This window comes from Halodesulfovibrio marinisediminis DSM 17456, from assembly GCF_900129975.1.
Classification (GTDB): Bacteria; Desulfobacterota; Desulfovibrionia; order Desulfovibrionales; family Desulfovibrionaceae; genus Halodesulfovibrio; species Halodesulfovibrio marinisediminis.
Map to the genome: position 1 here is coordinate 630135 of NZ_FSRG01000003.1, position 25395 is coordinate 655529.

The 25395-nt window shown below is 44.6% G+C and carries 25 protein-coding genes, 1 tRNA gene and 1 other RNA gene; 2 read left to right on the forward strand and 25 right to left on the reverse strand.

Annotated elements, in window-relative coordinates:
- Nucleotides 1-4 precede the first annotated feature (4 nt).
- Nucleotides 5-823: a cytochrome C assembly family protein gene (locus BUR09_RS03050; protein WP_074215465.1), complete on the reverse strand. Its 819-nt coding sequence runs from the start codon at nt 821-823 to the stop codon at nt 5-7.
- On the reverse strand, nt 810-1499 hold the full coding sequence (locus BUR09_RS03055) for a precorrin-2 dehydrogenase/sirohydrochlorin ferrochelatase family protein (protein ID WP_074215466.1): 690 nt from the start codon (nt 1497-1499) through the stop codon (nt 810-812). The genes BUR09_RS03050 and BUR09_RS03055 overlap by 14 nt, the downstream gene beginning before the upstream one ends.
- A 190-nt stretch (nt 1500-1689) precedes the next feature.
- Here BUR09_RS03055 and BUR09_RS03060 point away from each other — a divergent pair, with 190 nt between their 5' ends.
- The gene (locus BUR09_RS03060) at nt 1690-2898 is read left to right on the forward strand and encodes a glycosyltransferase family 9 protein (RefSeq protein ID WP_074215467.1); all 1209 of its coding nucleotides are present in this window, start codon (nt 1690-1692) and stop codon (nt 2896-2898) included.
- Nucleotides 2888-3916, forward strand: coding sequence for a CgeB family protein (locus BUR09_RS03065; protein WP_175565976.1), 1029 nt, complete (start codon nt 2888-2890; stop codon nt 3914-3916). Before BUR09_RS03060 ends, BUR09_RS03065 begins: the two co-directional genes overlap by 11 nt.
- 82 nt (nt 3917-3998) lie before the next feature.
- Here BUR09_RS03065 and ispD read toward each other — a convergent pair whose 3' ends face one another.
- From ispD to BUR09_RS03180, 23 genes are all read right to left on the reverse strand, one after another.
- On the reverse strand, nt 3999-5180 hold the full coding sequence (ispD, locus tag BUR09_RS03070; RefSeq protein ID WP_074215469.1) for a 2-C-methyl-D-erythritol 4-phosphate cytidylyltransferase: 1182 nt from the start codon (nt 5178-5180) through the stop codon (nt 3999-4001).
- Between the two features lie 84 nt (nt 5181-5264).
- Nucleotides 5265-5630: RNase P RNA component class A (gene rnpB / locus BUR09_RS03075), an RNA gene on the reverse strand.
- A 10-nt stretch (nt 5631-5640) separates the two neighbouring features.
- Nucleotides 5641-6393 carry a zinc ribbon domain-containing protein gene (locus BUR09_RS03080; protein ID WP_074215470.1) on the reverse strand — a complete coding sequence of 251 codons (753 nt, stop codon included), beginning with the start codon at nt 6391-6393 and terminating at the stop codon, nt 5641-5643.
- 55 nt (nt 6394-6448) lie between these two features.
- The gene (locus BUR09_RS03085) at nt 6449-7453 is read right to left on the reverse strand and encodes a Nif3-like dinuclear metal center hexameric protein (protein ID WP_074215471.1); all 1005 of its coding nucleotides are present in this window, start codon (nt 7451-7453) and stop codon (nt 6449-6451) included.
- A 375-nt stretch (nt 7454-7828) separates the two neighbouring features.
- On the reverse strand, nt 7829-8011 hold the full coding sequence (locus tag BUR09_RS03090) for a hypothetical protein (RefSeq protein ID WP_074215472.1): 183 nt from the start codon (nt 8009-8011) through the stop codon (nt 7829-7831).
- A 430-nt stretch (nt 8012-8441) separates the two neighbouring features.
- Complete coding sequence (locus BUR09_RS03095; protein ID WP_074215473.1) at nt 8442-9047, reverse strand: DUF1641 domain-containing protein; 606 nt, start codon at nt 9045-9047, stop codon at nt 8442-8444.
- Between the two features lie 14 nt (nt 9048-9061).
- The gene (gene sqr / locus BUR09_RS03100; RefSeq protein WP_074215474.1) at nt 9062-10300 is read right to left on the reverse strand and encodes a type III sulfide quinone reductase, selenoprotein subtype; all 1239 of its coding nucleotides are present in this window, start codon (nt 10298-10300) and stop codon (nt 9062-9064) included.
- 219 nt (nt 10301-10519) lie between these two features.
- Entirely contained in the window at nt 10520-10936 is a 417-nt protein-coding gene (locus BUR09_RS03105) for an RrF2 family transcriptional regulator (RefSeq protein WP_074215475.1), read from the reverse strand.
- A gap of 347 nt (nt 10937-11283) precedes the next feature.
- Entirely contained in the window at nt 11284-11709 is a 426-nt protein-coding gene (locus BUR09_RS03110; RefSeq protein ID WP_074215476.1) for an RrF2 family transcriptional regulator, read from the reverse strand.
- Nucleotides 11710-12090: 381 nt separating this feature from the next.
- Nucleotides 12091-12166 (reverse strand) — tRNA-Ile (locus BUR09_RS03115).
- Between the two features lie 192 nt (nt 12167-12358).
- A complete protein-coding gene (locus BUR09_RS03120; RefSeq protein ID WP_074215477.1) occupies nt 12359-13084 on the reverse strand; it encodes a protein phosphatase CheZ in 726 nt (241 codons plus the stop codon).
- Between the two features lie 271 nt (nt 13085-13355).
- The gene (locus BUR09_RS03125) at nt 13356-13865 is read right to left on the reverse strand and encodes a hypothetical protein (protein WP_074215478.1); all 510 of its coding nucleotides are present in this window, start codon (nt 13863-13865) and stop codon (nt 13356-13358) included.
- A 14-nt stretch (nt 13866-13879) separates the two neighbouring features.
- On the reverse strand, nt 13880-14311 hold the full coding sequence (locus BUR09_RS03130) for an NIL domain-containing protein (protein ID WP_074215479.1): 432 nt from the start codon (nt 14309-14311) through the stop codon (nt 13880-13882).
- 18 nt (nt 14312-14329) lie between these two features.
- Complete coding sequence (gene ybgF, locus BUR09_RS03135) at nt 14330-15250, reverse strand: tol-pal system protein YbgF (protein ID WP_074215480.1); 921 nt, start codon at nt 15248-15250, stop codon at nt 14330-14332.
- 3 nt (nt 15251-15253) lie between these two features.
- Nucleotides 15254-15526 carry a PLD nuclease N-terminal domain-containing protein gene (locus BUR09_RS03140; RefSeq protein WP_322788040.1) on the reverse strand — a complete coding sequence of 91 codons (273 nt, stop codon included), beginning with the start codon at nt 15524-15526 and terminating at the stop codon, nt 15254-15256.
- Between the two features lie 9 nt (nt 15527-15535).
- On the reverse strand, nt 15536-16006 hold the full coding sequence (lspA, locus tag BUR09_RS03145; RefSeq protein ID WP_074215481.1) for a signal peptidase II: 471 nt from the start codon (nt 16004-16006) through the stop codon (nt 15536-15538).
- A gap of 314 nt (nt 16007-16320) precedes the next feature.
- On the reverse strand, nt 16321-19131 hold the full coding sequence (gene ileS, locus BUR09_RS03150; protein WP_074215482.1) for an isoleucine--tRNA ligase: 2811 nt from the start codon (nt 19129-19131) through the stop codon (nt 16321-16323).
- 173 nt (nt 19132-19304) lie between these two features.
- A complete protein-coding gene (locus BUR09_RS03155; protein ID WP_074215483.1) occupies nt 19305-19556 on the reverse strand; it encodes a HypC/HybG/HupF family hydrogenase formation chaperone in 252 nt (83 codons plus the stop codon).
- A 67-nt stretch (nt 19557-19623) separates the two neighbouring features.
- Nucleotides 19624-20112 (reverse strand): HyaD/HybD family hydrogenase maturation endopeptidase, encoded by a 489-nt coding sequence (locus BUR09_RS03160; protein ID WP_074215484.1) that lies wholly within the window; start codon nt 20110-20112, stop codon nt 19624-19626.
- A gap of 83 nt (nt 20113-20195) precedes the next feature.
- Nucleotides 20196-21884 (reverse strand): nickel-dependent hydrogenase large subunit, encoded by a 1689-nt coding sequence (locus BUR09_RS03165; protein WP_074215485.1) that lies wholly within the window; start codon nt 21882-21884, stop codon nt 20196-20198.
- Between the two features lie 38 nt (nt 21885-21922).
- Entirely contained in the window at nt 21923-22876 is a 954-nt protein-coding gene (locus BUR09_RS03170) for a hydrogenase small subunit (RefSeq protein ID WP_074215486.1), read from the reverse strand.
- 567 nt (nt 22877-23443) lie between these two features.
- A complete protein-coding gene (locus BUR09_RS03175) occupies nt 23444-23902 on the reverse strand; it encodes a type III secretion system chaperone (RefSeq protein WP_074215487.1) in 459 nt (152 codons plus the stop codon).
- A 26-nt stretch (nt 23903-23928) separates the two neighbouring features.
- Nucleotides 23929-25179, reverse strand: a complete 1251-nt coding sequence (locus BUR09_RS03180; protein ID WP_074215488.1) for a hypothetical protein — start codon at nt 25177-25179, stop codon at nt 23929-23931.
- Nucleotides 25180-25395 lie beyond the last annotated feature (216 nt).

Genomic DNA, 25395 nt, shown 5'->3' on the forward strand with positions numbered 1-25395 from the left:
TTAATTACTGAAGAAAGCTATGATGTGTTGGGGTAAAGATATTAATGCCAATTAATGAGAACATGCAGATACCAAATATCCAAATAGCTGCACGAGCTGCCTTACGACCGCGCCATCCCAACACAAGTCTCTGGTGGAACAACCATGCGTAGACAAACCAGACGCCCAGGGAAACAATTTCCTTTGGGTCACCGCTGAGTATTCTGCCCCATTCAATACGAGCCCAGATAAATCCGGTTACCAAACCTACTGTGTACAAAGGAAAACCGGCAACTACAGCAAGTTGGTTAACTTTGTCAAAAGTGTTTAGTGCGGGCAGTTCTTTTTCAAAATCACTAAGAGGTTCTTTTGATTTAATTTTATTTTCAAGACGGGTGAATAAAATTCCAGCCCCGAATGCCATTGCAAGTAAGCCAAAGCTTAAAAACAGTGTGCCGATATGGAGGCCGAAGAATGCTCCAGACCATGCTTTTGGTAATTGTGACACGCTCTTAGCATGAAACGAGCCAATGAATAGCACAAGTGCAAGTGGCGAAGCGGTGATCGATAAAAAGGAAAGCTTAAATCGCCACCACATAAAAAAGTACATAAGCAATAAGCTCCATGACAGCATGGAGATATAGTAACCGGAAGGAAGAGCCCATCCGTTAAGCGCTAAGGCGTACCCGAGAATAACTGTGTGTAGTCCGAATCCGGTGATAGTCAACGCATTAGACAGCAGTTTAAATTTTCGGTTTTTAAGAATTGAACCGGTAAAAACGGTAATAGCACCCAAACCATACAACGTAACGACAAGAATGGAGAATAGCTCAAATGAGCTCATGGAGTAACGCTCCTATGTTAGAATGCAATGTCTCCGGAAGGGTAGACCGTAAAATAGATTCAGCCGCAATTCGATCTTTTTTCTGAATAGCTTCTGCAATGTCAGAAGAAACAAGGCTTCGGAACACAGCTGTGTTCTGTGCAGTATCATTTGCCAGTTCAAGTATCAATGGACGAATCCGTCCCATGAGTGTGACTACTGGGGCGTATTTGTCGCCAACCAGTTCCTGAAGTTCTTTTTTTATCTTGCGGGAAAGCGCTGGACTGGCACCACCCGTGGAAAGAGTAATAAGCAAATCACCCTTTTCAATATGTGCAGGAACAGTAAATGTTCCCGCCGAAGGATCATCAATAACATTGCATAGAACTTTTTGCTTTGCACATGCTTTTGAAACAGCTTCGTTAATTTCACGGTTGCCTGTAGATGCAAAAACAAGAGTTTTCCCTTTAACATCGCTTGCTTCAAAATCACGCTGGGCGTAGGAAACAAGAGGGCTGTTAAGTAGTTGCAGCAAATCAGCATCAGCCACGTCTTCAATTGCAAAGGTGTCCAGAACAGTTACTTGTGACGGATTTGCTTTAAGAAGAGTGGCAAGCTTTCGCTGCCCGACTTTGCCAAGCCCAACGATAAGACAGTGCGTACCATGAAGGTCTAATAGAAGAGGATAATAGCGCATAGCTGTCTTATATATTGTGTATTGCGTCTTGTAAAATGCTGCCTTGGGTAAGTTGTTCTTAAAAATACAGGGTGAATACTTTGAAAGAGTAGAGTGTGACTTTTAAAAGTCTTTTTACTTAAGCAAGGAACTGTATAAATAAGTTGAGCCCAGCGGGGGGCAAGATAATTTTTTACCGTCTTATGTCATTATGAAGAAATATTGCGTTATTCAATTGGGTGATCTGGCAGATCTTTTTCAGACAAAACGGCTTATTCTGTCCCTGAGTCGTAATGATGCGAAGGTACATATATGTGTGTCGCCTGAGTTACAAGCTGCTGCATTGTATTTGTATCCAGAAACAGTAGTGCATATTGTACCGCAAGTGGCAGAAGGTGAAGATGTTTCTGCTGCTGAGTGGTTGCAATCAGAAGCATTCGATGCCGTATATAATCTCCATGGCTGTCCGCAAAATATGAATTTGTTCAATTACTTTGCTCCGGGCGTGATGCATGGATATTGGCGGCATAAGGGACGTGAGTATCGCAGTAAGTGGCTTACATGTTTATCTCGTGTTCAAGGACGTCAACGCTTTCTGAATGCTATGGATATGTGGGCACATTTAGCTCCTTCGCCTATTCCGTCTCATATGGTTAACCCGATTGCGATGCGCAAGGGGGGCGGCATTGGTGTAGCTTTACGGGACAATAATAACAGGGTGTTACCGATATCTGTTTTGGCAGGATGCATAAATTCTGTCTGTACAGCCAGTCGTGAAAACGATGTTGTCCTGTTTGGAGAAAAAGAGGATGAGCCGCTTGTAGCTGAGTTGCTTCCGTTGTTAAAAGATAAGATAGCAGCAAAGACCGTTAGCCGATGTTTTGAGACAACTTTTGAAGAGGACATGGAGATTATCAGCACGTTGGATATGCTTGTGACTCCAGAATCTACTTTAATGCATGCTGCTGCTCATGTTGGGACCCCAGTGAATGCCTTTTTCCACTCGTCTGCATGGTGTATGGCAAACGGACCATATGGATTAGGGCATAGGATCTGGCAAGCTGATATTGCGTGTGCACCGTGCAATCAAGCAGACGATTGTTCCGAACAATTTGCATGCATGCATGTGTTCGGTGAAGAACAATTACAGCGTTTTCTTGCTGGTAAGATCGACAAGAACTATCCTGCAGGCGTTACTGGATATGTTTCTATGCTTGATGAAGTTGGGGTTACGTACATGCCTGTCTTCGGAACAGAAGAACATGCAGAAGAGCGACTTGCTTTGCGTGGGGTGGCTTCGGAATTTGTCGGCATAACTAAAATTAGTAAAACAGTGCCTCAGGGAAGCAAAAATTTTTATGCGGAGCAGGATTGGTTGTTGTCCAACTGTGTCGCTGATGAGGAGGACTATGATGAATAATACCCAGCAACATATTCTTATTGTTCCTCCGTTAGATAAGTCTGAAGCCTGTATTGTTACCGGTTGTAAGGAATCATTAGAAAAATTGGGACATAAGGTGTCGGTCTTTAATACTGAGGCATGGGTGCCTGTCTGTTCTGCGCTTCAGAACTTGCCTGTGACGTTGGCTCATCAAGATGCCCTAGGCTCACAAGGAATGGAACTTATTTCTGGTGCTGTGGTGGCGGTAGTAGAGTCACAACATATCGACATTGTTCTTGGATTTCCTCAATCGCCCCTTACCTCTAGTTCTCGAGAGAAAATGCAGGCACGAGGGATTGTAACAGTTTGTTGGATGACTGAAGAATATGCTTCGTTCCCATATTGGCGTAAGGCCATTGAATGCTGCGATGTTGTTGCAACAATTCAGCATGAGCCGTTTATTAGTGAACTTTCTGTGCTTGGGCATGTTCCGGTATATCTGCCATTCGCAGCAAAAAGTGCCTGTTGCACACCAGTAGTTACCCATACGGCAGCAGAGGGTATGATTGCTGTTCTCGGAGATGCCAGTGACGAAATGGCTAATGCCTTATCCTCTCACACAGGGAGAGGAATGGTACTTTGGGGAGACGGCTGGGAAAAATACGAGCAGCTTGTACCGTATTATCAAGGAAAGCTTCAATCCCTTACTCGTTCAGAGCGTAAGGCCTTGTATAGAGACGCCGCTATTATTGTGAACATTCATTCTACAGATGTCGGCACTGGTGACTCTGTAAATATGGAGACGTTTGCCATTGCCTCATGTGGCGGCTTTCAATTAGTAGACAAACGAACTCTTATGGAAGGTATGTTTTCGTATGATGAGTTGGTTATGTTCGAGTCTGCAGAAGAATTGTCAGAGCTACTTACTGAATTTATTGATGACCGAAATGCCCGTCTTGAATATGCGCGTAATGCACAGAAGCTTGTGTTAGCTAAGCATACCTATGAGCAGCGAATGGAAAGTCTGCTGCAAGCCATTGCCGAAGCGATAAAATAGTCTTTGGTCCATCTATATCATATATAAAAAAAGGCTGTCCTTCGTATGAGGACAGCCTTTTTTCATTAGTTAAGTAAGAATGCTAGCCGCGTAATGCCATAACGGCAGCTACGGCTTTGATACCTTTTTTCTCACCGGTAAATCCAAGCTTTTCTTCGGTAGTAGCTTTGACGTTCACCTGATCATCATTGAGTTTAAGCATGCGGCAGATGTTTTTTTTGATCTGCGGCTTCCAAGGCACGAGACGTGGCACCTGTGCAATGATGGTGAGGTCTACGTTTGTAAGACGGTATCCACGCTGAAGAAACTTGTCATAGACTTCGTTGAGAAGTACTCCGCTAGAAATATTGTCGAACTGCTCTGAGGAATCCGGAAAATGTTCGCCAATATCGCCGTCTCCCATGCAGCCGAGAAGTGCGTCACAGAGGGCATGGAGGAGAACGTCGCCGTCTGAGTGAGCTATAACTTCTGGAGCACCTTGAATAGGGATACCGCCGAGCTTCATCGGGCGTCCTTTGCCGTAGCGGTGTACATCGTATCCCCATCCGGTAACTGGAATTGGCATAGGGGGCTCTTTTGATTCGATCATGGCAAGGTCTTCCGGATTTGTGATTTTGCAGTTTGTTGCTTCGCCTTCTACCATTTCAACGGTGAATCCTGCCTGCTCAGCAATAGATGCATCGTCTGTTACTTCCCAGCCCTCCTCGTTGCACTTGTTGTGTACATCAATCAGCATTTTTTTGTCGAATCCTTGCGGAGTCTGGCATGCTCGAAGGGTAGAGCGGTCAAGTGTATGGCAGACAGTGTTGTTTTGAGTAACTTTAATGGTATCTGTTACCGGAATTGCAGGAATTACTGCCTGCGCTCCTTCTGAGAGGGAGTCGAGAAGGGTGTTAGAAAGCGCTGCGGAGAAGAACGGGCGAGCTGCATCGTGTACGAGTACATGAGTACATTCTTTCGGCAGTGCCTGCAGTCCATTGTAGACAGAATCCTGTCGGCGTGCACCACCAGCTATGACTTTCCATGGCAGTCCAAGTCTGCGCCCAAAATCGAGATTCTTGAGCGTATTTGTAGCTTCTTCGATGTCTTCTTCTGGAAAGACAAATATGAGACCGCGCATACGTGTTGTATGAGAGAAGGTGATTGCGGAGTGCCAGAAAAGCGGTGCACCTTTCCATTCTAGAAACTGTTTTTTGACGCCATTTGTGGCTTCAGAAAGTCTGGTGCCGGAACCGGCAGCAAGAATGATGGACCAACAATGCATGGGAGTTCCTTACATATTGTAGGGTGGTAGTAGTAAAAAAGTTTAGCATACAAAAAAAGGGTGCAACGCACCCTTTTTTTAAAAATATGGAGTTAGACTATAAGCCGGGTTTTGTCTCCCTCTTGCGAGGGCGGTTATCATTCGTCTAGGATTATGATTACTCATAACCTCAAGCAACCTACCCGAAAACAACGACCGGGCCGGTCGTAACTGTTTCCCTATTTGGTCTTGCTCTGAACGGGGTTTACCTAGCCTATCATGTCACCATGATACCTGGTGAGCTCTTACCTCACCGTTTCACCCTTACCGGCAGTAAAACTGCTTAGGCGGTTTGCTTTCTGTGGCACTCTCCGAGGATCACTCCCCCTGGGTGTTACCCAGCGCTCTGCCCTTTAGAGCCCGGACTTTCCTCCCCGCACTAATGTGCGCGACGATAACCTGTCCAACTCCAAAATATGTTTTATGCTTCTTCTGCTGCGTTTTCCTCTTCACTACCAAAGTGTTCTGACCAGTAGATCAGACGCTGGCAGTTAGGACAGCTGAGGATCTGGTGTCCCTTCTGAAGCTCGATGTAGCTCTGTGGCGGAATAGCAATGTGACAGCCGTTACAGATTTGTTCTTTAACGGAAACGATAACTGGGTTGTCCAAACGGGAACGGATGAACTCGTAACGGTTGAGGATAGGAGTAGGAACTTCTTTACCTGCAATATTACGTTTTTTATCCAGCTTTTCGAGAACCTTGTTAGCTTCTTCAACACGCTCTTTAAGGCTTGTTTTCTTTGCTTCCAGGTCATTTTTGAGGATGCTGTAACGTTCATCCATGTCAGAAACAGCCATCTGCTGACGATCAAGTTCTTCAGCAAGAGCAAGTTTTTCTTCTTCACGGAGACGGTTAAGCTTCTCAAGGTTGTCCATTTCGCGCATCATTGCATGGTACTCTTTAGTGTTACCAACGAGCATGAGCTTGGACTTGCTTTTTTTAACTTTGAGAGCGTCGTTTTCGATCTCAGAGTTGATGCGTTTTTCCTGTGCCTTGAGGTGATCAATTTTCTCAAGGAAGCGGTTGCGCTGGCTTTCAAGCGCATCAAAGCGCTCCTGAAGAGCTTCCACTTCTTTTGGAGCTTCATCAAGTTCGCTGGTGATACCAAGGATTTCATCATCAACAAGCTGCAGTGCAACAAGCTGTTCGATTTGCTTTAAATACAGGCTCAAGGTTTTTTCCTCCTGAAAACCATAAGGTTCGGATTTCGCCGAAACTGTGAAATTTCTATTCTGCGAATGGGCCGATCAAACGCATCGGATCCTGCGCCGGCAGGAAAAATATTTCTATGTCATCCAGTTCGCTTGCAAGCTGTAAAGCAAACTGGTGCATCATTTCTTCTTCAAGGCTGAAATGCCCAACATCAAGAATGCATCCGGTTGTATCCAGAGCAGCATGATATTTGACATCGCCAGTTATAAATACATCCGCACCCATGGCAAACGCTTTCGGGGCAAAATCACTGCCAGAGCCTGTGCAATAAGCAACTTTAGTTACTGTTTCAGGCGTATGACCACTTACTACCCAATAATCACGATTTACCACCGAGGCAAGTTGCTCGGTGAATATGCCAAAAGATACAGGTTTTGGCAAAGTACCAATGGTACCAAAGCCGAGGCTTTGGGGGCCTGTATCAGGTGTAGAAGGTATAAAAATTGGCAGTTCGTCCAGATCAGCTGTGAGCTGAGCAAGAACAGCGCTGCGATGTTCTTTATTATATGTTACGTTGATCATTTGTTCAACGTGTCGCACGCTATGAATATGAGGGTGGTTTTCCCATTCATAGAGTCTAGTGCTAGCTGCAATGTCCTGCTTTGGAGTGAAAGCTATTGCTTCCGGTTCAAACGTGCATGTTGAGCCTAGCAGTTTACAATCTTGCAGCTTAAGCGCGCGGGCAAGCCATCCCGCTGGTCCTTCCGGATTTGCATCAAGCGACGTATGTGCACTGTAGAGACACATATCATTTTTAATAAGCGCAGATACAATAGAAAAATGTGTATCAAGTTTATTTAAATACTTGGGCTTCATCAGCAATGGATGATGAGTAAGTATAAAATCTGCGCCTTGATCTATTGCTGCTTGAATTGTCTCTTCAGTCGGATCAAGTGCAAGAGCCAGCTTGTGTACTTCATTTTTACGGCTTGGAACCTGAATGCCACAGTTGTCCCATGAAGCCGCACCGCAAAGAATGGCTGTATTTTCGATTTGTTTGATAAGGTCAGCTGTTTTCATAAACTATCTCTCAGCAAGTTGGAAAGGCGGTTGAATTTGTCGCCCGTAAAACAGCGTTAGTATCAACGAAAATTAGGAATAAATCCAGCAATAGGTAAAAAAAGCAGCCTACTACCATGTAGTGTGGTTAGCATGCTTCTTGATGATACTTGAGCTTATCTCAGATGTGGTGAAACAGACACAATCCGTTGCGTGTCGCAAAGCGGATGTGTGCTATGACATAACATGCGAGGATGGTCAAGAAAAGTATGCAAACCGTGCCTTCAGAGGGGGATAATCGGCAACCTGATAGAGAAAGCAAGAGGGGAGTAGATGATGTTGGGTGAAAAATGGGGTGATCCTCCCGACAATTTCTCGAGAGGATCAAAAAAATAATTATCTTTTTTTGCTTGGCTGCCACATGTCCCAGTCCATTGGTCTGTTAACAGGACATTCTTCTGTGGTTTCACCTTCATGGCTGATTCGTTCAGCAGCTTTTTTCATCCAGCGTTCTTTGTTGTGTGGTTCCCAAAGGTCGTTCCAATCTTTAGGGCTGTTTTCAGTTTTAGGTTGTACCATTTCCCTTTCCTCCTGGTTGAGCGTGCCCACGACAGATTTTAACAATCTGTAAAAATGAACGCTGTGCAACGGTGAGGCAATCGCCACTGCCTACATTTGCACAATGAGATTATTCCTAAAATCATACTATAAAAGTATGATATAAACGCAAAAAAAATTTCAACCACGCATCGAACAAATGTATGACCGATGCTTAAGCGAATATCTTTTTAAAACAATGTCTTGCAGATATTCCGAGTGAGAGCTGTAACTACTCACTGTATGAGACTAACGTTACAGTATTGGAAAGTTAGGTTCAACCTTTTTCCTACTAAAATTGTAGGAATTTAAAAAAAGAGAGTGCGGGAGAGTAGTTTTTACGTGTATCTGCCAACAAAAAAAGCCCTCTACATTTCTGTAGAGGGCTTTATATCTTAGGAGATACTGGTCGTTATGCTTTTTCTTTGCCGAGTGCAGCAACGAGTTCCATAACAAGACCAAGTGCCTGCTTGGATTCTTTGGTATGGAGTTTTCCAACCATGCCAAGAGGACTTACTGGTTTTGCATTATCAAGGTCTGCATCGCCCATTTTTTCGAGAAGACCGGCAAGTACTACGAGGCCATCGCCCATACGGCCGATTTCTTCAGGAGAGTACTTGTCAGTGATTTTACCCATGGATTCAGCAAGTGCATTCATGGACTTGAATACGCCTTTCTCATCCAGTTCCTGGAACTTGTCGATTGCAGCAAGGAAGGTAGGCTTGATCATAGGCTCGGTAAGAGCCCAAATGTCTACGAGGTCATCAAGACGCTCAAGTGCCCATGTGATGTTGCGCACGCTCATAACAAAGCGTTTCAACAGAGCAGTGATGTCGTCCAGTTCGCAACGGTGCTGAAGAGCATCCATCTCGCCAAGCATTACGTTGTGAAGAGTATCCCGCATAATCGGGGTAACTGTAGCTCCCAGTTCAGCCATGGTTTCAGCACGACTATGCATCATACTGATTTTTTCTTCCATAGCTTCAAGGCGAGCTAAGATGAGTTCTTCGTTGGTCATAGTAGTAGGCTCCGCTATTTGTTTTTACGAACGTCGATTTTGCCAGCCATGTACATGTTTGGCTCAAATGGAAGTTCGTGACCTTTCAGCATGAGGTTGTAGTAAACCCAACGGAACATCTGTTTGCCGTAGTAGTTCATACGGGTGTCGCCGAGAAGATCGAAAGGTCCAACGCCTGGAAGCGGGAACTTACCTGGAAGCGGCTCAGTCTCGTAGTTAAAGTCGATGAGAGATGCTTTCTCAAGGCTGGTTACGATAAAGCAGTTGGAGTGACCATCAAACTTGTGATGTGGCTCGCCACCGTTGATTTCAGAGAAGAGGTTTTCACAGATGATGTCGCACTCGAAGTGAGCAACAGAACCAGCTTTAGAAGTTGGAACGTTGGTTGCGTCACCGATTACGTACATGTTCTCGTGCTCTTCAGCTTTGAGAGTGTGGTTGTCGGTAGGTACGAAGCACATAGCATCGCCGATGCCGGAGTCTTCGAGAACCTGCTGACCAAAGTTAGGTGGAATAGATACGAGCAGGTCGTAGTTAATCTCTTCACCCATTACGTTAACAAGAGCTTTGTTTTTGGTGTCAACGCTGTCGAGAACAAAGTTAGGCACAATGTTAATGCCTTTTTCTTTACAGAGACCACCAAGGATGCGGTTTGCTACAGACTTGGTGAATGCACCGGTAAGCGGAGTAACAAGCTCAAGCTCAATGTTGTCACGTACGCCGCGCTTCTTAAAGAAGTCGTCAGCCATGTAGAGGAATTCAAGTGGAGCAACAGGGCATTTGTATGGTGTTTCTGCGATGTTGAGGATCAACTTACCCTTGGTGAAGTCGTGCAGTTTAGGCATAAGAGCCGCTGCACCGTCAGGGGTGTAGAAGTCGTGGATATCACCACGCCAGTCATCCATCATACCTTCAACTTCTTCTGGTACAACGCGAGCACCGGTACCGATTACGATCCAGTCGTAGTCGTATTTACCTTCTTTAGTGGTTACAACTTTGTTCTTTGGGTCAATATTGGTAATGGTATCCAGTACGAAGTTAACACCTTTAGGGATAAACTCAGCTTTTGGCTTTACACAATCACCCGGAGTGTAGATGCCGAATGGTACGAACAACCAGCCTGGCTGGTAGTGGTGCATCGGATCACGGTCGATAATTGTGATATCCCATTCTTTCTCAGCAAGCAGCTTGCGCATTTTTGCGGCAATCATTGTGCCGCCACAACCTGAACCGAGAATAAGTAGTTTCTTCATGCCTGATCTCCTCTTACATATCAGTGAAGTAGTGCTCACCTGCAGGATGATCCCCACCAGTAAGCGGTTACGTCTATTTGGACGATTTTTTTTAAAGCAACATTATCTCTAAGGAAAAACTGGACATACCCAATGGCAGCCAGCTTTCCTGAATAGATTTACGATTGAGGTAAGTTGGGTAGGGGGGGCGTATCTTGTTTTCCCCTGCCTGTTACCGGATTAATTATATTGACTGTAGGTTGAGGCCTCGCTGCGCATCAGGTCGGCAAGAGTGATTTTCTCAAGAGTGTCTTCTAATGCTTGCGCTACACTGTCCCAAGAACCAACAACAGGAGTAGAAACAAACTCATCTTCAACCTGGGGAGTAGGGGCAATTACTCCGCCTTCAATAACCCGCAATACCTGCGCAAGAGTTACCTCTTCAGGGCGTCTGCAGAGGATATGACCACCAGCAACGCCGCGCACGCTTCTGACCATTCCGGCAGATTTAAGAGAGCGGATAATTTTTTCGATAAATTTTACAGAAATACCTGTTTTATCAGATAGGGTTGCAGCTGGTACTGGTTTGTTGCCATCCTGTAGAGCAAGATGAGCTAGCAGTAACGATGCATTGTGTGCAGTTGTAGATATACGCATGACTTGCTCCTTGATTTTGGTGTGTAGTTTTTGTTGGAGTAATTCCTACCTCTGTAATCCAGATTAATCTAATCCGGATTAGATAGGTCGGAAATAGCTGAATCAGAAATGGGTGTCAACAAGGATTCTAAAAAAAAAATATGCGTATTATAGGGGTTATGGAGAGGGAAAGGGGATTGAAAAGAAGCTATTTGTAAGAATGAAGGGCTGTTGATGCAGTGTGCAAAAAAGATGATTTCATAATAAACAACAGCGCCCTGCTATAAATTTATAGCAGGGCGCTGTTGTTTATGTAGTTTTCGTAACAAATTAGATAGCAGTTCGTTACGAATAGTACGTGTTAAAGATTATTCAAGAGGTTGAACTTTTCCATCAATAATATCTTGCAGTGATATTGAGTCCAGTTCCTTTTCTAAAACTTTGGATGCCTTAAGCCAGACGTTGCGAGTAGTGCAAAAGTCTTTTCGTGGGCATTCGTCAGCAAGTTTTATGTCACAGCATGCGGTAAGTCCCACATGTCCTTCCATTATACGTATAACGTCACCAACTGAGATATCTTTGGGTGATTTTGCAAGCATGTGGCCCCCGGCAGCGCCGCGCATGCTTTTAATAAGTCCTGCTTTCTTGAGAGGACGAAGGATTTGTTCGATGAACTGTACGGAAACTCCTGATGATTCTGACAAGGAAGTGGTTTTCAATGGAGAATCCGTGCCATGTCGTCCCAATTTTACAAGAATTCGGACAGCATAGCGAGTACGCGCAGAAAGCTTCATTAATTATGCCCCTTAAATTACGAAGTCTGTTGATTGCGTGTCGATAATTATTGAGAGTACTACGTTAGTAAGTGCTTCTCGTCAAGGTAGGCTGCGGATTTTAGCCGATTCAAGCTATGATGAATATTCGCATAACAGCATGTAGCGTGGTTACGCCAGCATACGAATATTACATATTACGCTCTTTAAGAAATTCCAGTTTGTAGTGATGAGGAGGGTGGAGCGCAATGTTCAGCGACTTCCGTATGGTATGGCATAAGACTCTTCTGTGAGCTGTGTTACCTGTACAAAGAAGTCATCGGTGGTGAGGGATTGGTTGTTAGCATTTGAGTGTGCTGGACAATAAAAAGCGCTTGCAGAAAACTGCAAGCGCTTGAGTGCTGGTGGGCCTAGCAGGATTTGAACCTGCGACCTGCCGGTTATGAGCCGGAGGCTCTGCCAACTGAGCTATAGGCCCTCTTTGTGCTGAGGAGGAGTAGCTAACACCTTGGTAACTCACTGTCAATTGCAAATCTGCAAAAAGTTACTGAAAATGTTCCTTACAGCGTTTTTTCTAAGAGGTTGTTGTTGTCCTAAAAGTATATGATGCGACAATTTACTTCGCAACATACAGAAAATATAGAAAAAAGTAATCCCTATCTTTCAATTTCTAAAGTCCAAGAGATGCGAGTAAATTGTCAACGTCTGATTGTGAGGCTGTCTCACTAGGACCTTTTAGTTCAGAGTTATCAACTTTTTTAGTTGAATCGGCTTGTTTTGCCTGAGATTCTCGCTCTGCTTTTTTAACAGCGATAAAGTCACTTGTTGAATAGAGGTCAAAAACTGTGGTCTTAAGTTTTTGCAATGCGCTGATGATACGTAGAATACGTTGACCGGCCAGATCCTGAAAGCTGAGGGCAGTCATGATTTCATTCATGTTCTGGCTTAACTTATTTTCTAGGGATGCTAGTGCGGCTAAGTCCTTATTGTCAGGCTGTGCGCGTTGTGCGCTTTGCAGGTGAGCTAGAGCCAGTTCTCGCATCTGAATCTGCTGCTCGACGATTGTCATAATATTATCTGTAGCATTCTCAAGGGTCTTATAGACTGCATCCAGCTGCTCAGAGGCTTCACCAAAGAGTTGAGTTGCCTGCTTTTCTTCATCGGCGTTTAAATTTGGGGTATCTGAAGCGGTGATTTCGGAGTAGATGGATTGAAGGCCCTCGTGCATTTCTATGCTGAGCTTTTTGTAAAATTCACCTTCCATCAAAGCCTGAGTCAGATGCTCACTTAGGGTATTTTCTACACTGGTAGTAATGGTCTGGGTAATGCTGTTCGCGATCTGGCTGGAAACGCGATCTAAAATTTCATCCATTACATTAGCGTCGTTAGTAGTCATAGAAGAGGTCTCCCTAAGGCGTTGTTAAGGTGAGAAGGAAAGCAAAAATACGAGTAACCTTTAGAAGCTGGGTAACTATGAATAATTATTTTCCGAAATGCAACGGCTTATGCGCTGTTTTCCTGTTACAGTCAGCAGTAACGGGGAGCAGTAAAAGTTTACCTATGTATTATCTAACCAAATATAATAAAAAAGCCCCTCATAGCATTTAATATGAGGGGCTTTAGATTATCGTAACCTTAACGTTGCTTATTCTCTGGCTGGGCAGATGTTATGCAAGGCGTTGGGTTCGAATTTGTCTTCGTTCTTCCACAAAAACGTGATGAACGATTTTTTCACGGTCTTCTGCGCTGATTCGGTCAAACTCCACCGTAGCGGTGTTATCATCAGCTCTGGTTACATGTCCGCAGGCACCAGCAACACTCAAAGGGAAGTCGCTTAAGAAGACAAGTAACTCAAGGTAGGTGCCTTCCTTTAACCCAAGAGTGTTCTTGATGGTAAGATCAGCTCCACTCAATTCTGTAACTTCAATTGGGCTTGGAAAGTCCATTTCAAGTTGGTCATGTTTCAAGTGGGAGAGGATTGCATCAAGTTTTGCATTCATGTTGAGAAGAAATGAGATCATTGCTTCCGGTGTATGGGAGTTTTTGAGCTCTTCAACATCCAGATTGGAATCAGAAAGACCGAAACCGGAAAAACGGGACGGCTCATCTTTATCTGTTAAAAGGCGCATACGACCTTTGAGGTACAATGAGATGGATGCAAATTCTCGTTTTTCCATAGACAACTCCGGTGTTAGATCATGCCATTTTCTGAATCAACATGCATTGCGTTAACCGGACATACCCGTACGCACATGCCACAAGCGGTACAACGATCAATATCGAACACGATAGTACGCTTCTCACGATCAACAAAAAGAGAACCATTAGGACAGATTGCCGTGCACATACCACAGTGCATGCAGGAATCTTCATCGCGTGAGATTCGCTGAGTAACAGGGGTTACAACAATACGGTTTTTCTCCAGATACTCAATACCCTTCTGATAATTCTCTTTAGAGCCGATGATTTCAACGGTCATGTGCCCCTCTTTGCGAGGGGTAATCTGTGCTTTGAGAATGTTGAAAGAAAGATCGAACATTCGGGTAAGGTCACAGATAACAGGTGAGCCGGAAATGGTAGGCGGAAAGGTCAGATGGACGTTTTTACGGTACTCTTTTGTCATGATGTTAACCAAATTGACTTACAGTTTAGCAAGCTCTTGCTTAGCGCGTTTTGCCTCAACTGATTTAGGGAACTTTTCAATAAGTTGATTGAGGCGGAACTTGCCGGCATTTTTTTTGCCTTGTTTAATAAAGCTGAGACCCTGTTTTAATAAGGCCTGTGGAAATTTATTACTCTTAGGATATTTTTTAATGACATCCTCGTAAGCAAGGGTTGCGCGTGCGTAGTTTTTCATTTGGAAGTATGCCTCGCCCTGCCAAAACTTAGCGTTCGCAGCTAGTTTGGATTTTGGGTAGGTCTTTTCATACTCACTCCACATGCGCTGTGCATCTTCATAGCGGCGTTCATTGAAAGCCTGTAACGCACTTTTATATAATGCTTCTGCAAGGTCTTCAGGAGCTACTTTCTGGGGAGGAGTAGCAGGTACAACTGGTGCAGGTTCCACTGGTTGGGCACCCTGAACTACTTGTCCATTCTGAGTCGGAAGCATTTCTCCGTTTGCTGGCAGCTGAACTGATGTTGCAGGCAGTCTCGAAGTTGTTGTTTTAGGTGCAGGGGCAGGAAGGTAGTTTTCAATACCTAACTGTGATGACATCATGCGTATGGCGCCTTCAATCTGTGTGATACGTTGTTTGATGTTCGCAACGTCTGCTTCAAGAGAAGCAACGGTACCTGATTCAGCCTGGACATCCTCGATTTGACCTTCAATGGTAGCGAGAGAAACTTTCATCCCCTTTAATTCAGACCAGATGTCGGCCTGTTCAGGACGTACAGAATCAAGAGCTTGTGAAGTGGAACCAAGAGTGTTGTTAAGAGCAAGAATTTGTTGCTCCTGCTGCGACAGCTTACGTTCCAAGAGGTTTACCTGTTCCTGTTTAACGCAAGCGAGCAGGGATAGAGCACTGAGACATAGCAGAGTTACACGAATAGCAATTCGCATGGATTATCCTCTCTGTTGAGGTGGTTTCGCCCACGGGGCAAGTCCGGTAGTGCGGCGGAAGCCGAACAGCAGATACAGAATTCCACCAATTACTGGTAGCATTACGCCTGCAAGCATCCAGCCGTATTTTTCCATCGGTGATGTGAATTCATGTTTATATGAATGCCAAATAGACCATAAATTAGGCAAAATGGGAAGAGCGAGAGCCAGAGCCATCAGTGCCGGATTCATTTCAGACACTGAAAATATGTTTAATATTGGCAATAAATCATTCATAAGTTCTCCCTATGCAATGTCCTTGATGGTCAACAGCATTAGTCCTGCGCCAATGCAGATACAAATATCTGCGACGTTAAATGCCGGCCAATGGTAATTATTATAGTAAAAATCGAGAAAATCGATAACAGCGCCAATTCTAATGCGGTCAATGAGGTTGCCTACGGCTCCACCAAGGATAAGTCCTAATGCTATGAAAAGGATTTTGTTGGCTTTTGCGGAGCGCGTCATAAGGTGCACGGCAATACAGGCGGCAACAGCTGCGCCACTGAATAGCCAAATTTGCCAGTTGGATTCTGTGCTGCTCAAAAATCCGAATGCCGCACCACGGTTAAGTACATGCACCAGATTAAAAAAATCAGGAATTACGGGAAAACCACTCCATAAGGGAATGTTTTGAACGGTAAGCCACTTAGTGAATTGGTCAACAATAATGGAAAGAAGACCAATTCCGTAGACGATCATGTATCGAGAGCGCATGGTACCTCCAGGTACGGAAGCATATATAAAAAGAGCCTACCGAAGCAAGTCCGGCAGGCTCTTAAATTTATGACAAAATATTTACCATGAAGATTGAGGAGAGTTTGTAGGCAGTCCTTGTGGTTACGTTAACTGATGAAACGTACCTTAAGTTTTTTTGCAATTTCTTTCCTCAGGCTGCCGCTAGCAACTTTTGCAAATATTGAACTAAAGTCAAATGAAAAAGCTGTTATTGCAGTCGATTGTAAATAAGAGGTGTAATCCTCTTATGCGGGCGAGGCAGCGCCTCGGCCCGCAGAGGTAAATATTTTTGATTACTCAGCTGCCTTGAGAACGCCAGTACAACGTGGGCAGATAGTTGGGTGTTCGCTGTCAGTGCCAAGCTCGTTGCTGTAAATCCAGCAACGTTCACATTTTTCGCCTTCAGCTTTAGCGACAGTGATCTTAAGACCTTCAACTTCAGATGCGAAGGCATCTGCAGGAGCATCTTCAAGAGCGGCTGTTGAAAGCTGTGAAACGATAAAGTTAGCACGCAGGTCAGTGTTCAGCGCTTCAAGCTTTTCAGCAAGAGGAGCTGCCATGTACAGGGTGATGTGGGTATCCAGCGGATGACCAACAATACCTTCTTTACGTACAGGCTCAATTGCTTTGGTCATTTCAGAGCGAACCTGAAGCAGGGCGTCCCAGTTAGCACGTTCTTCATCAGAGATGGAGAAGAGCTGCAGATCTTTGGAAGAAAGTGCAAATACGGTATCCACTTCTGGCTTGAGACCTTCAGGAATGTATTTGAATACTTCTTCAGCAGTGAAACTGAGTACTGGAGCCATGTTACGAACGAGTAAGGTCACAATGTGCAGCATTGCAGTCTGTGCAGAACGACGTTCTTTGCTGTCAGCAGCAGAAGAGTAGAGGCGATCTTTCAGGATATCTAAGTAGAAGGAAGAAAGATCGGTTGTGCACAGGTTATGCAGGGTGTGGTACACCTTGTGGAATTCGTATTCTTTGTAAGCAGTCTGAATTTTTTCGTGCGCACGGCATACGAGGTCGAGTGCGTAGCGATCAAGTGCTTCCATTTCTTCAAACGGAACAAGAGCGTCTGCAGTAAGGTCGCTGATGTTACCAAGCAGGTAGCGGCTAGTGTTACGAATTCGACGGTATGCGTCAACGAGGCGGCTCAGAATTTCTTCAGAGATACGTACGTCTTCGCGGTATTCAACAGAAGAAGCCCACATACGGAGAATTTCTGCGCCGTATTTTTTGATTACTTCTTCCGGCTCAATGCCGTTGCCCAAAGATTTAGACATCTTCTTACCTTCGCCGTCTACTACGTAGCCGTGAGTAAGAACTTCTTTGTATGGAGCACATCCACGGGTACCCATAGAAGCAAGCAAGGAGCTATGGAACCAACCGCGGTGCTGGTCAGAACCTTCGAGGTACATGTCAGCAGGGAAGCTGAGTTCCGGACGTTGTTCTACAACTGCGGCAAAGCTTGTACCGGAGTCGAACCATACGTCGAGAATGTCTCTGCTGCGTTTCCAGTGGTTGCCGCCACACTTAGGACAGGCAAGTCCTTCCGGTACGAGTTCAGCAATGTCTGACTCAAACCAGTAGTCACAACCTGTTTCGTGCTGTGCAAACTTCTCTACAATACCGTTTACCCACTCGGTGTCGTACCAAGCTTCATCACAGCTCTTACAAAGCAGTGCGATGATAGGTACGCCCCACATGCGCTGACGGGAGATACACCAGTCAGGACGGTTTTCGATCATGTTGTAGATGCGCTCTTCACCCCATGCTGGAATCCATTTTACATCATTACGGATTGCATCAAGGGAGCGTTTGCGAAGATCGTTAGCTTCCATGGTAATGAACCACTGAGTAGTAGCACGGAAGATAACAGGCTGCTTACACCTCCAACAGTGTGGGTAGGAGTGCTTAACTTTGGAGTGACCAAGAAGGTTACCCACTTCTTGAAGCTTTTCGATTACCTTAGGGTTAGCTTCGGTAATGGTGAGGCCTGCAAAGAATTCAACGGAATCGAGGAAGCGAGCTTCGTCGTCCATTGGGGAGTAAGTTTCAAGTCCGTATTTCTGACCAACTTCAAAGTCTTCGCGACCATGACCTGGAGCAGTGTGAACACAGCCGGTACCGGATTCGGTAGTAACGTGATCACCGAGGCAGATCGGAGATTCGCGGTCGTAAATAGGGTGTTTGGCAACGATACCTTCAAGCTTGTCACCAGTGGTGGTGCCAACTACAGAGTAGTCTTCCCATTCAAAGGTTTTAGCGTTTTCTTCAACCAATGCAGAAGCAAGCAGGTAGAAGTCGCCGCTTACCTCAACGAGGCTGTATTCAAGCTCTGGGTGTACGGCAATCGCCATGTTGTCTGGAATTGTCCATGGAGTGGTTGTCCAGATGATTGCGAATGTTTTTGCTGGGTCTGCCTGTGGGAATACTTCCTTCACTCGTGCGTCGTTCATAGGGAAACGAACGTAGATGGAAGGAGATACGTGATCATCGTATTCAACTTCTGCTTCTGCAAGAGCAGTTTTACAGGAAGCACACCAGTAGATAGGCTTTTTACTACGAGCAACAGAGCCTTTTTCCATGAAATGACCAAGCTCACGAGCTGTAGCAGCTTCGTAAGATGGATGCATGGTAAGGTACGGCTTTTCCCATTCGCCAAGCACACCGAGACGTTTGAACTCTTTTCGCTGGATGCCAACGAATTTATTAGCGTATTCGCGGCAGAGTTTACGGAATACGTGTTCAGGAATGGTTTTTTTCTTTTCGCCGAGCTGCTGTTCTACTTTAAGCTCAATCGGAAGACCGTGACAGTCCCAGCCCGGAACGAACTGGGCTGTTTTGCCCTGCATGTTCTGGGACTTAATAATAATATCTTTAAGAACCTTGTTCAGTGCGTGACCAAGGTGGAGGTGACCGTTAGCATATGGAGGGCCGTCGTGCAGGACGTACTCGCCATTCTCGCCGCTTGCGGCGATCATTGCATCATAGGCTTTTTTGCTTTCCCATTCTTTGAGCATTTCAGGCTCTTTCTGGGAGAGGTTTGCCTTCATTGGAAATTTGGTTTTTGGGAGATGCAGCGTCTTTTTGTAGTCGCTCATGGGAATCTCTTCCTCCGGAAGTAACATTGCTGAAATAAGTCAGTTAGATTGATTTAAATGCTTGCTAAAGTCAAGAACAGAGCAGTGATGAAGAAAAATAACTTTTTTGTCAAAAGAAAAAAGTCCCCTGCAGTTATTCTACAGGAGACTAATACTACTATGAACTGAATTAGCTAAAAAGCGCCCGGTGTGTTTTCGTTAATTCCTGCCATTTGTCTGAGTAGCCGTAATGTCTCCTGTGCTTCATCAAAGTCCAGCTTGCGAAGGGCAAATCCTGCGTGAACAATCACGTAGTCACCTATTTCGGCAGGACTTTCCAAAAGCATGGTAGAGGCATCAATGTAGGTTTCACTTTGTCCCACTCGACATTTTGCCATCGTATCAGACTGAATTTCTACAACTTCAGCAGGAATTGCAAGACACATAAGCACTCCTAGGAACAGCGTAATGCTGATAATTCATCAAAATATACTTTGAATGGATACCGGCAGACTATTTTGCGAAAAATTTGCCGCCGGACTCAGTAATTTCCTGGAGTACAATGTCACACATTGAATCAAGTTTGCAAGCTACTTCTGGTGAGAGATTAATATTCATTGTTTCGTAGTCATTAGGTTCCATCCCGATGACGACGGTGTCGGGACGATTTCCAATGAGTTCGCAGAAGATGAGTGTGTCTACTAAATCTGTTTGGTGCATTGAATTATTGAAACCAAGGCTCTTGCGTAAATCTTCACCAACTAGGCGATAGATGGAGCCTGCCTTATCTCCGCATAGTACTGCATCGACAACAATCAGCTTGTCGTACTTAACGATGTGATCCATCAGCTTCATGCCAAGAGTGCCACCGTCAAAAAGCGCTACATTATCTGAAAAATTATACGAAGAGGACAATTGGTCAACAGCACGAACTCCAAGCCCTTCATCAGTGTACAGCGTGTTTCCCACGCCCAGAACGAGAATTTCGGGAGAATTAGCCATAGTTCTTTTTCCTTTTTTGCCTCCGATTGGCAAAGGTGGCTGGGGGAGAAAGATTCTTCCCCAGCCACCGAAGTCAACTTTCTTTATCTAATTTTAAACTTGTGCACTTTGTTTGTGTTGCCGTCGATGACGTGTACGCCACAGGCGATACATGGGTCGAAGGAGTGCACAGTTCTGAGGATTTCAACAGGACGTTCTGCATCTGCCACAGGGGTGCCGATGAGTGCTTCTTCTACTGGTGACAGCAGGTCGTTTGCACAGCGAGGGCCGAGGTTCCATGTGGAAGGCACAACAAGCTGGAAGTTATCGATTCTTTGTTCGTTAACCTTGAGCCAGTGTGAAAGACCACCGCGTGGAGCATTAACGAAACCAACGCCTTCAGCTTTATCCACCATATCGATGTCTTCGATAATTTGGTTTTTGCCTGCTGCGAGGTTGCCTTCAAGCTGGTCCAGCATTTCTATGCAATGTTCTGCAATAACAGCCGTTTCAATACCGCGAGCTGCGATGCGACCGAGAGTTGAGTAGAGGTTCTCAACTTTAATACCAAGTGTATTAATGACGTGATCAACAAGCGGTTTAACTTTAGGATGATCTTTTGCGTAGGCGATGAGTACCTGTGCAAGAGGGCCTGTTTCCATAGCTTTATCTTGGTAGCGAGGTGCCTTCATCCATGAGTAGCGATCTTCACCGAACATGTCAGTGTACTTAGGGTCGGTCTCACCCTTGTAAGGATGTAATGCTTTATCACCTTTGTACCAGCTGTAGCGAACATGCTCAGCGATTTTGCCTGGATCGAACTTTTGTATTTCTTTGATGTTGCGATCCATGACGACACCGGCAGGTAAGAAGCGGGTATCAAATTCCTGACCTTTGGTTGGGAATTCACCGAAGGTGAGGAAGTTTGTACAACCGCCGTATTGTGTCCAGTCTTTATACTGGCCTGCGATTGCGATGAGGTCAGGGATGTAAACCTGATCAATGAAGTTTTTTGTCTGCATGACAAGGTCACGGAATTGCTTGAGTTTGTCTTTTTCTAAAGAACTGTAGCAAGTTACGCCGCCAACCTGCATGAACTGGGGATGTGGGTTTTTGCCACCGAAGATAGCCATTGCACGGGCAGGGAGAAGCTGAATTTTGAGAGCTTCCAAGTAGTGAGCTGTGCCAATAAGGTTCAGTTCAGGGCTTAGGTAGTATCCTTCATGACCGTTTAAGAAGTATGCATTTGTGAAAGGCCCAAGTTGGCCGCTGTCTACAAACTTCTTAAGGGTTGTTTGAACGGCTTTAAGGTCTTCTGCTTTGGTTTTGCGTGGTGAGATAGAGTTCGCAATGGAAGCAGCTTTTTTAGGGTCTGCCTTTAATGCGCCCGCTACGTCAATCCAGTCCAGTCCACAGAGATGGTAGAAATGAACAATATGGTCATGCATGTACTGGCTGGCCATAACAAGGTTACGGATAAGGGTAGCGTTTTCTGGAATGGTCACTTTGCAGGCATCTTCTGCTGCACGGGTGGAAGCAAGGCCGTGCACATAGGTACAAACGCCACATGAGCGTTGAGTAAAGTGCTGGGCGTCTTCCGGTTTGCGACCTTTAAGGATTATTTCAAGCCCACGGAATAAAGTTGAAGAACTCCATGCGTTGGCAATTTTACCATCTTTTAATTCTACCTCGATACGAAGGTGACCTTCAATACGCGAGACAGGATCTACAACAACTCTGCCGCTCTTGTTGCCCTGAGGAGTAACAGGGAATCCAGAGGAATTGCTTTTCATGTATCTTGCTCCTTGGGATAAGCTATCGGTTCAAGCTGCTAGTTTTCATAAAATGGACTCATTTCGTCCCAGAAGTCTGGTTCAGAGCAGCCGATACAAGGATGACCTGCTTCAACAGGCCAGTTTACCTGATTGAATTTGATGGTTGGGCAGTTGTTATATGTGTCTGGCCCTTTGCATCCTAATTCATACAGACACCAACCCTTACGGGCTTCTTCAGAATTGAAGGAAGGAGCAAATTCTTCGGCTTCAAAGTGTGGCAAGCGTGGGCACTTGTCGTGAACAGTTGTGCCAAAGAACGGAATAGGTCTTTGAAGATCGTCAAGCTCTGGTGCTTTCTTTTCTGTGAGATAGTACAGGATAGTATGTACAAAGTTGTATGGATTAGGTGGGCAACCCGGCACATTAATGCCAACGATGTTTTTATCTTTAAGAACTTCGTTAACACCTTTTGCACCAGTCGGGTTAGGAGCAGCAGCTTGGACGCCACCGAAACAGGCACAAGTACCGTGGTTGATAAGCGCTGTTGCTTTTGGGGCGATCTTCGTCACAATATCCAGCATGGTGTGTCCGGCTACTTTGCCGTAAATACCACCGTCTTTTGTCGGGATGCCGCCTTCGACTGCGAGGATAAAACCGTTAGGATTTGTCACAGCTTGATCAAGGGCTTTTTCAGCTGCATCACCGGCTGCAGCCATAATGGTTTCATCATAGTCGAGTGAAATTGTGTCAAAGAGGATTTCTTGAATGTACGGCTCATGTGCCCGTAATAGAGCTTCAGTACAGCCAGTGCATTCTGCACAATGCAAATACACTACCGAAGGACGAAGTTTAGAGGTGACAGCTTCGGCAATTTTGGCGCCGAACGCGGGCCCCATTCCCAGTGATACTGCGGCGGCAGTACAATACTTTAGGAATTGACGGCGGGAGACGCCTTTTTTCTCTAGACGTTCAACGACATCTTCTTTGCCGAGACCTACAGAAATTTTCATACAACCTCCTTATAGGAAGGAAACGGTTTGCACTTTGGTGCTACACCAGACGTATAAACACTGTTGGCTTCATACGTAACATATACATATAACTAAGAAGTCAACTCATATAATTGGCATCAACATAGCATGACTGGATTTTTTTGCATAATAGAAAAAAACAATATCATCAGATGATTACTATTAGATGAGGTGTATATGTAGAATCCGTGGGGAAGGTTGGGGGCTTTTTAGTGCTATGAAATATATAGGACTCGGCTTTTGAGAAAAATTACAATTAATTTAGGTGGATGAAGTTTGTGGTATGTCTATGTTGGTGAGAGGGCAGAAAGAATACGATGTGGGCTTTTTATAAAAGACCAGGATAGGTAGAGTCGTACTCTAGAGTGAAAAGTGGGGTATTCAGAAGTGGTTCAAGAAAATAACTTGTCTAGGTTCTTGAATTCAAAAGAAACTTCTACATGTTGAAGTAGTTGACTACAGGTTGATATGGTAGTTTTCGCCACATCAACCTGTAATTCTTTTTAATATTCCTTCATGGATAACGATGTGACATGTCTTATATTGTTACACACGATTCATAAAATTTTGCATGTATTGATCGGATGTGCTTGCGCTCTCTTGTTCCTCTTGCAATTTGTTTTCAAATGCTTGTTTCCATACAGAGACAGTCTCCAGAAATTTTTCAAGCTCTGTTTCAAGAGTGATGAGATCGAATCTTTCAACTGGGATTCGGCGCATAAGGGCTAGGACGTTGGTGTTGCCAAGTAAAATAAAGCGACATCCGTTAAGTTCCCCCCAGAAAAGGTTTAGTTGTAGTGCATCAGCAAACAGTTTTTCGTTTCCTACTGCAACCGGGCTTATAAGGAATAGGCTGTCTGTGGTTTGATCCAGTTCAAAATTTATTTCAAGCTCGTTGTCGAACATAAGCTTGCAGCTTCCGTCTTGATTAAGAGCAAGGGATTCAAGATCAATAATTTTGCCGAATTCTTTTAAAACACCCTGTATAATTGTATGGTTGTCCATAATCTGAACCTTTCTGTATTGGTTTATTAGAAGCCGGCGAGTAGGCGAGCTCGACTTTTACCTTTTACTTCATCTATTTTAATTATCGCGATTTCTTTAAAGTTTTCCCTGCCAAGCATAACGCCTTGCTTTTCTGCTGTGTATGCAGCGGTGCTTATAGCTTCTTTCATAGCAAATTTGGTTTGAGCATCATTGAGAGATATGCCTTTTTCTTGTGCAACCTTTGTAATAAAATCGCGAGTGATTATTTCTTTAGCGTTTTTCTTAACTTCGGAGGAAAGAGCTTTAGTATCGGCTTTAAAGTTGCTGTCGGTGCTATGTAAGTGTTTCTCTGTTCCAATTTTGATTGCTTCAACACGGTTCCAAGCTGAAGAATGCTTTAACGCTGTTTCGAGCGCGTGTTTAGCCATGCGGTGCAGATCGTTTTCTGTAAGCTCTTTGTCGGTTGCCTGTGCGTGGACCTCTTTTAAAACGTGTGAGGCAACGTATTCAGCACGGGAGCTTGTGAGTTTTTCTGGCGACGCTCCCATTTCCTTGAGAATTCCCTGCAGCTTGCTTTCATCTTTAACAAAATCTTTTGCCAAGGAGTGTTTTTTAATAGGGTCAGTGATTAATTCTGCATTGCTTAGGGGCGCTTTGACAGTGTTAGGGGTGGATTGTGCTGCTGTTGTGGTGCCTGTTTGAGCCTGTGAAGATACCGAATGCTGTGTAGCTTTTGGTGACAGTTTTTTTAATGGTTTAAGTTCTTTAAGTAGTTCTGTCTGGATTTCTACTTCATGCACGTTAGGTGTATCTGTCTGAGTTCCCATTTCGCAGGTTTGTGGCTTTGGATGCAATTCCAAAAACTTACTAACAGCAGCGGCTTCGTTAATGACAGAACGTGCTTCACCACATGTGAGAAGAGTCTCCTGATCTTTCATGCCGAGATCAATGCCTTTAATGAAGCGTACTTCGTCCATGCCGTGGAAACGTTGTTTCGTGTTTTCAAGGGCTGCGTGTAGGGAACGAGCACCATATTTTTCTTCCAAAACTTTTGAGAGCTTCCATGCTGTATTCCTGCTTCTTGCGACTTCTTGTTCGCGAAAATCAGTGCAGTATTTTTTGAAAATTCCAACTGTTTCAAGCATGGAAACGATACGTCCTTTCCACGATTTGCCTGCGGTGAGTTGGCGTTTATCGTTGAGGCTTATTGGATCTTTGTCATGTCCGATTTTGTAAAATTCCGTCAACTTAAGGGGTTGATTAAAGGACAGCTGTTTGTTTTCTAAAGCTTTCATATGGTAGTTTCTCCGATATATTGGGATGTACCCGAGATGAAAAAAATTGGTATGGTTTACAGAATAATGAAAGCAGGAATTGTACCAGCAGCTTAATTTTTTAAATTGGGTATCTATCAAGCTTGTTTATTTAAGAAAATTCAGGGGGGCGAAGATTTTTTTATGAGGGGGTATTTTTAGGATGTTGAGTTTTAAACGTATGTTGTAGGAATTTTG

What these genes read in the sequence shown, in the direction of transcription:
- BUR09_RS03050 (WP_074215465.1), bottom strand. Translation starts at nt 823, where the DNA reads ATGAGCTCATTTGAGCTATTCTCCATTCTTGTCGTTACGTTGTATGGT.
- BUR09_RS03055 (WP_074215466.1), bottom strand. Translation starts at nt 1,499, where the DNA reads ATGCGCTATTATCCTCTTCTATTAGACCTTCATGGTACGCACTGTCTT.
- BUR09_RS03060 (WP_074215467.1), top strand. Translation starts at nt 1,690, where the DNA reads ATGAAGAAATATTGCGTTATTCAATTGGGTGATCTGGCAGATCTTTTT.
- BUR09_RS03065 (WP_175565976.1), top strand. Translation starts at nt 2,888, where the DNA reads ATGATGAATAATACCCAGCAACATATTCTTATTGTTCCTCCGTTAGAT.
- ispD (WP_074215469.1), bottom strand. Translation starts at nt 5,180, where the DNA reads ATGCATTGTTGGTCCATCATTCTTGCTGCCGGTTCCGGCACCAGACTT.
- BUR09_RS03085 (WP_074215471.1), bottom strand. Translation starts at nt 7,453, where the DNA reads ATGAAAACAGCTGACCTTATCAAACAAATCGAAAATACAGCCATTCTT.
- BUR09_RS03090 (WP_074215472.1), bottom strand. Translation starts at nt 8,011, where the DNA reads ATGGTACAACCTAAAACTGAAAACAGCCCTAAAGATTGGAACGACCTT.
- BUR09_RS03095 (WP_074215473.1), bottom strand. Translation starts at nt 9,047, where the DNA reads ATGACCAACGAAGAACTCATCTTAGCTCGCCTTGAAGCTATGGAAGAA.
- sqr (WP_074215474.1), bottom strand. Translation starts at nt 10,300, where the DNA reads ATGAAGAAACTACTTATTCTCGGTTCAGGTTGTGGCGGCACAATGATT.
- BUR09_RS03105 (WP_074215475.1), bottom strand. Translation starts at nt 10,936, where the DNA reads ATGCGTATATCTACAACTGCACACAATGCATCGTTACTGCTAGCTCAT.
- BUR09_RS03110 (WP_074215476.1), bottom strand. Translation starts at nt 11,709, where the DNA reads ATGAAGCTTTCTGCGCGTACTCGCTATGCTGTCCGAATTCTTGTAAAA.
- BUR09_RS03120 (WP_074215477.1), bottom strand. Translation starts at nt 13,084, where the DNA reads ATGACTACTAACGACGCTAATGTAATGGATGAAATTTTAGATCGCGTT.
- BUR09_RS03125 (WP_074215478.1), bottom strand. Translation starts at nt 13,865, where the DNA reads ATGGAAAAACGAGAATTTGCATCCATCTCATTGTACCTCAAAGGTCGT.
- BUR09_RS03130 (WP_074215479.1), bottom strand. Translation starts at nt 14,311, where the DNA reads ATGACAAAAGAGTACCGTAAAAACGTCCATCTGACCTTTCCGCCTACC.
- ybgF (WP_074215480.1), bottom strand. Translation starts at nt 15,250, where the DNA reads ATGCGAATTGCTATTCGTGTAACTCTGCTATGTCTCAGTGCTCTATCC.
- BUR09_RS03140 (WP_322788040.1), bottom strand. Translation starts at nt 15,526, where the DNA reads ATGAATGATTTATTGCCAATATTAAACATATTTTCAGTGTCTGAAATG.
- lspA (WP_074215481.1), bottom strand. Translation starts at nt 16,006, where the DNA reads ATGCGCTCTCGATACATGATCGTCTACGGAATTGGTCTTCTTTCCATT.
- ileS (WP_074215482.1), bottom strand. Translation starts at nt 19,131, where the DNA reads ATGAGCGACTACAAAAAGACGCTGCATCTCCCAAAAACCAAATTTCCA.
- BUR09_RS03155 (WP_074215483.1), bottom strand. Translation starts at nt 19,556, where the DNA reads ATGTGTCTTGCAATTCCTGCTGAAGTTGTAGAAATTCAGTCTGATACG.
- BUR09_RS03160 (WP_074215484.1), bottom strand. Translation starts at nt 20,112, where the DNA reads ATGGCTAATTCTCCCGAAATTCTCGTTCTGGGCGTGGGAAACACGCTG.
- BUR09_RS03165 (WP_074215485.1), bottom strand. Translation starts at nt 21,884, where the DNA reads ATGAAAAGCAATTCCTCTGGATTCCCTGTTACTCCTCAGGGCAACAAG.
- BUR09_RS03170 (WP_074215486.1), bottom strand. Translation starts at nt 22,876, where the DNA reads ATGAAAATTTCTGTAGGTCTCGGCAAAGAAGATGTCGTTGAACGTCTA.
- BUR09_RS03175 (WP_074215487.1), bottom strand. Translation starts at nt 23,902, where the DNA reads ATGGACAACCATACAATTATACAGGGTGTTTTAAAAGAATTCGGCAAA.
- BUR09_RS03180 (WP_074215488.1), bottom strand. Translation starts at nt 25,179, where the DNA reads ATGAAAGCTTTAGAAAACAAACAGCTGTCCTTTAATCAACCCCTTAAG.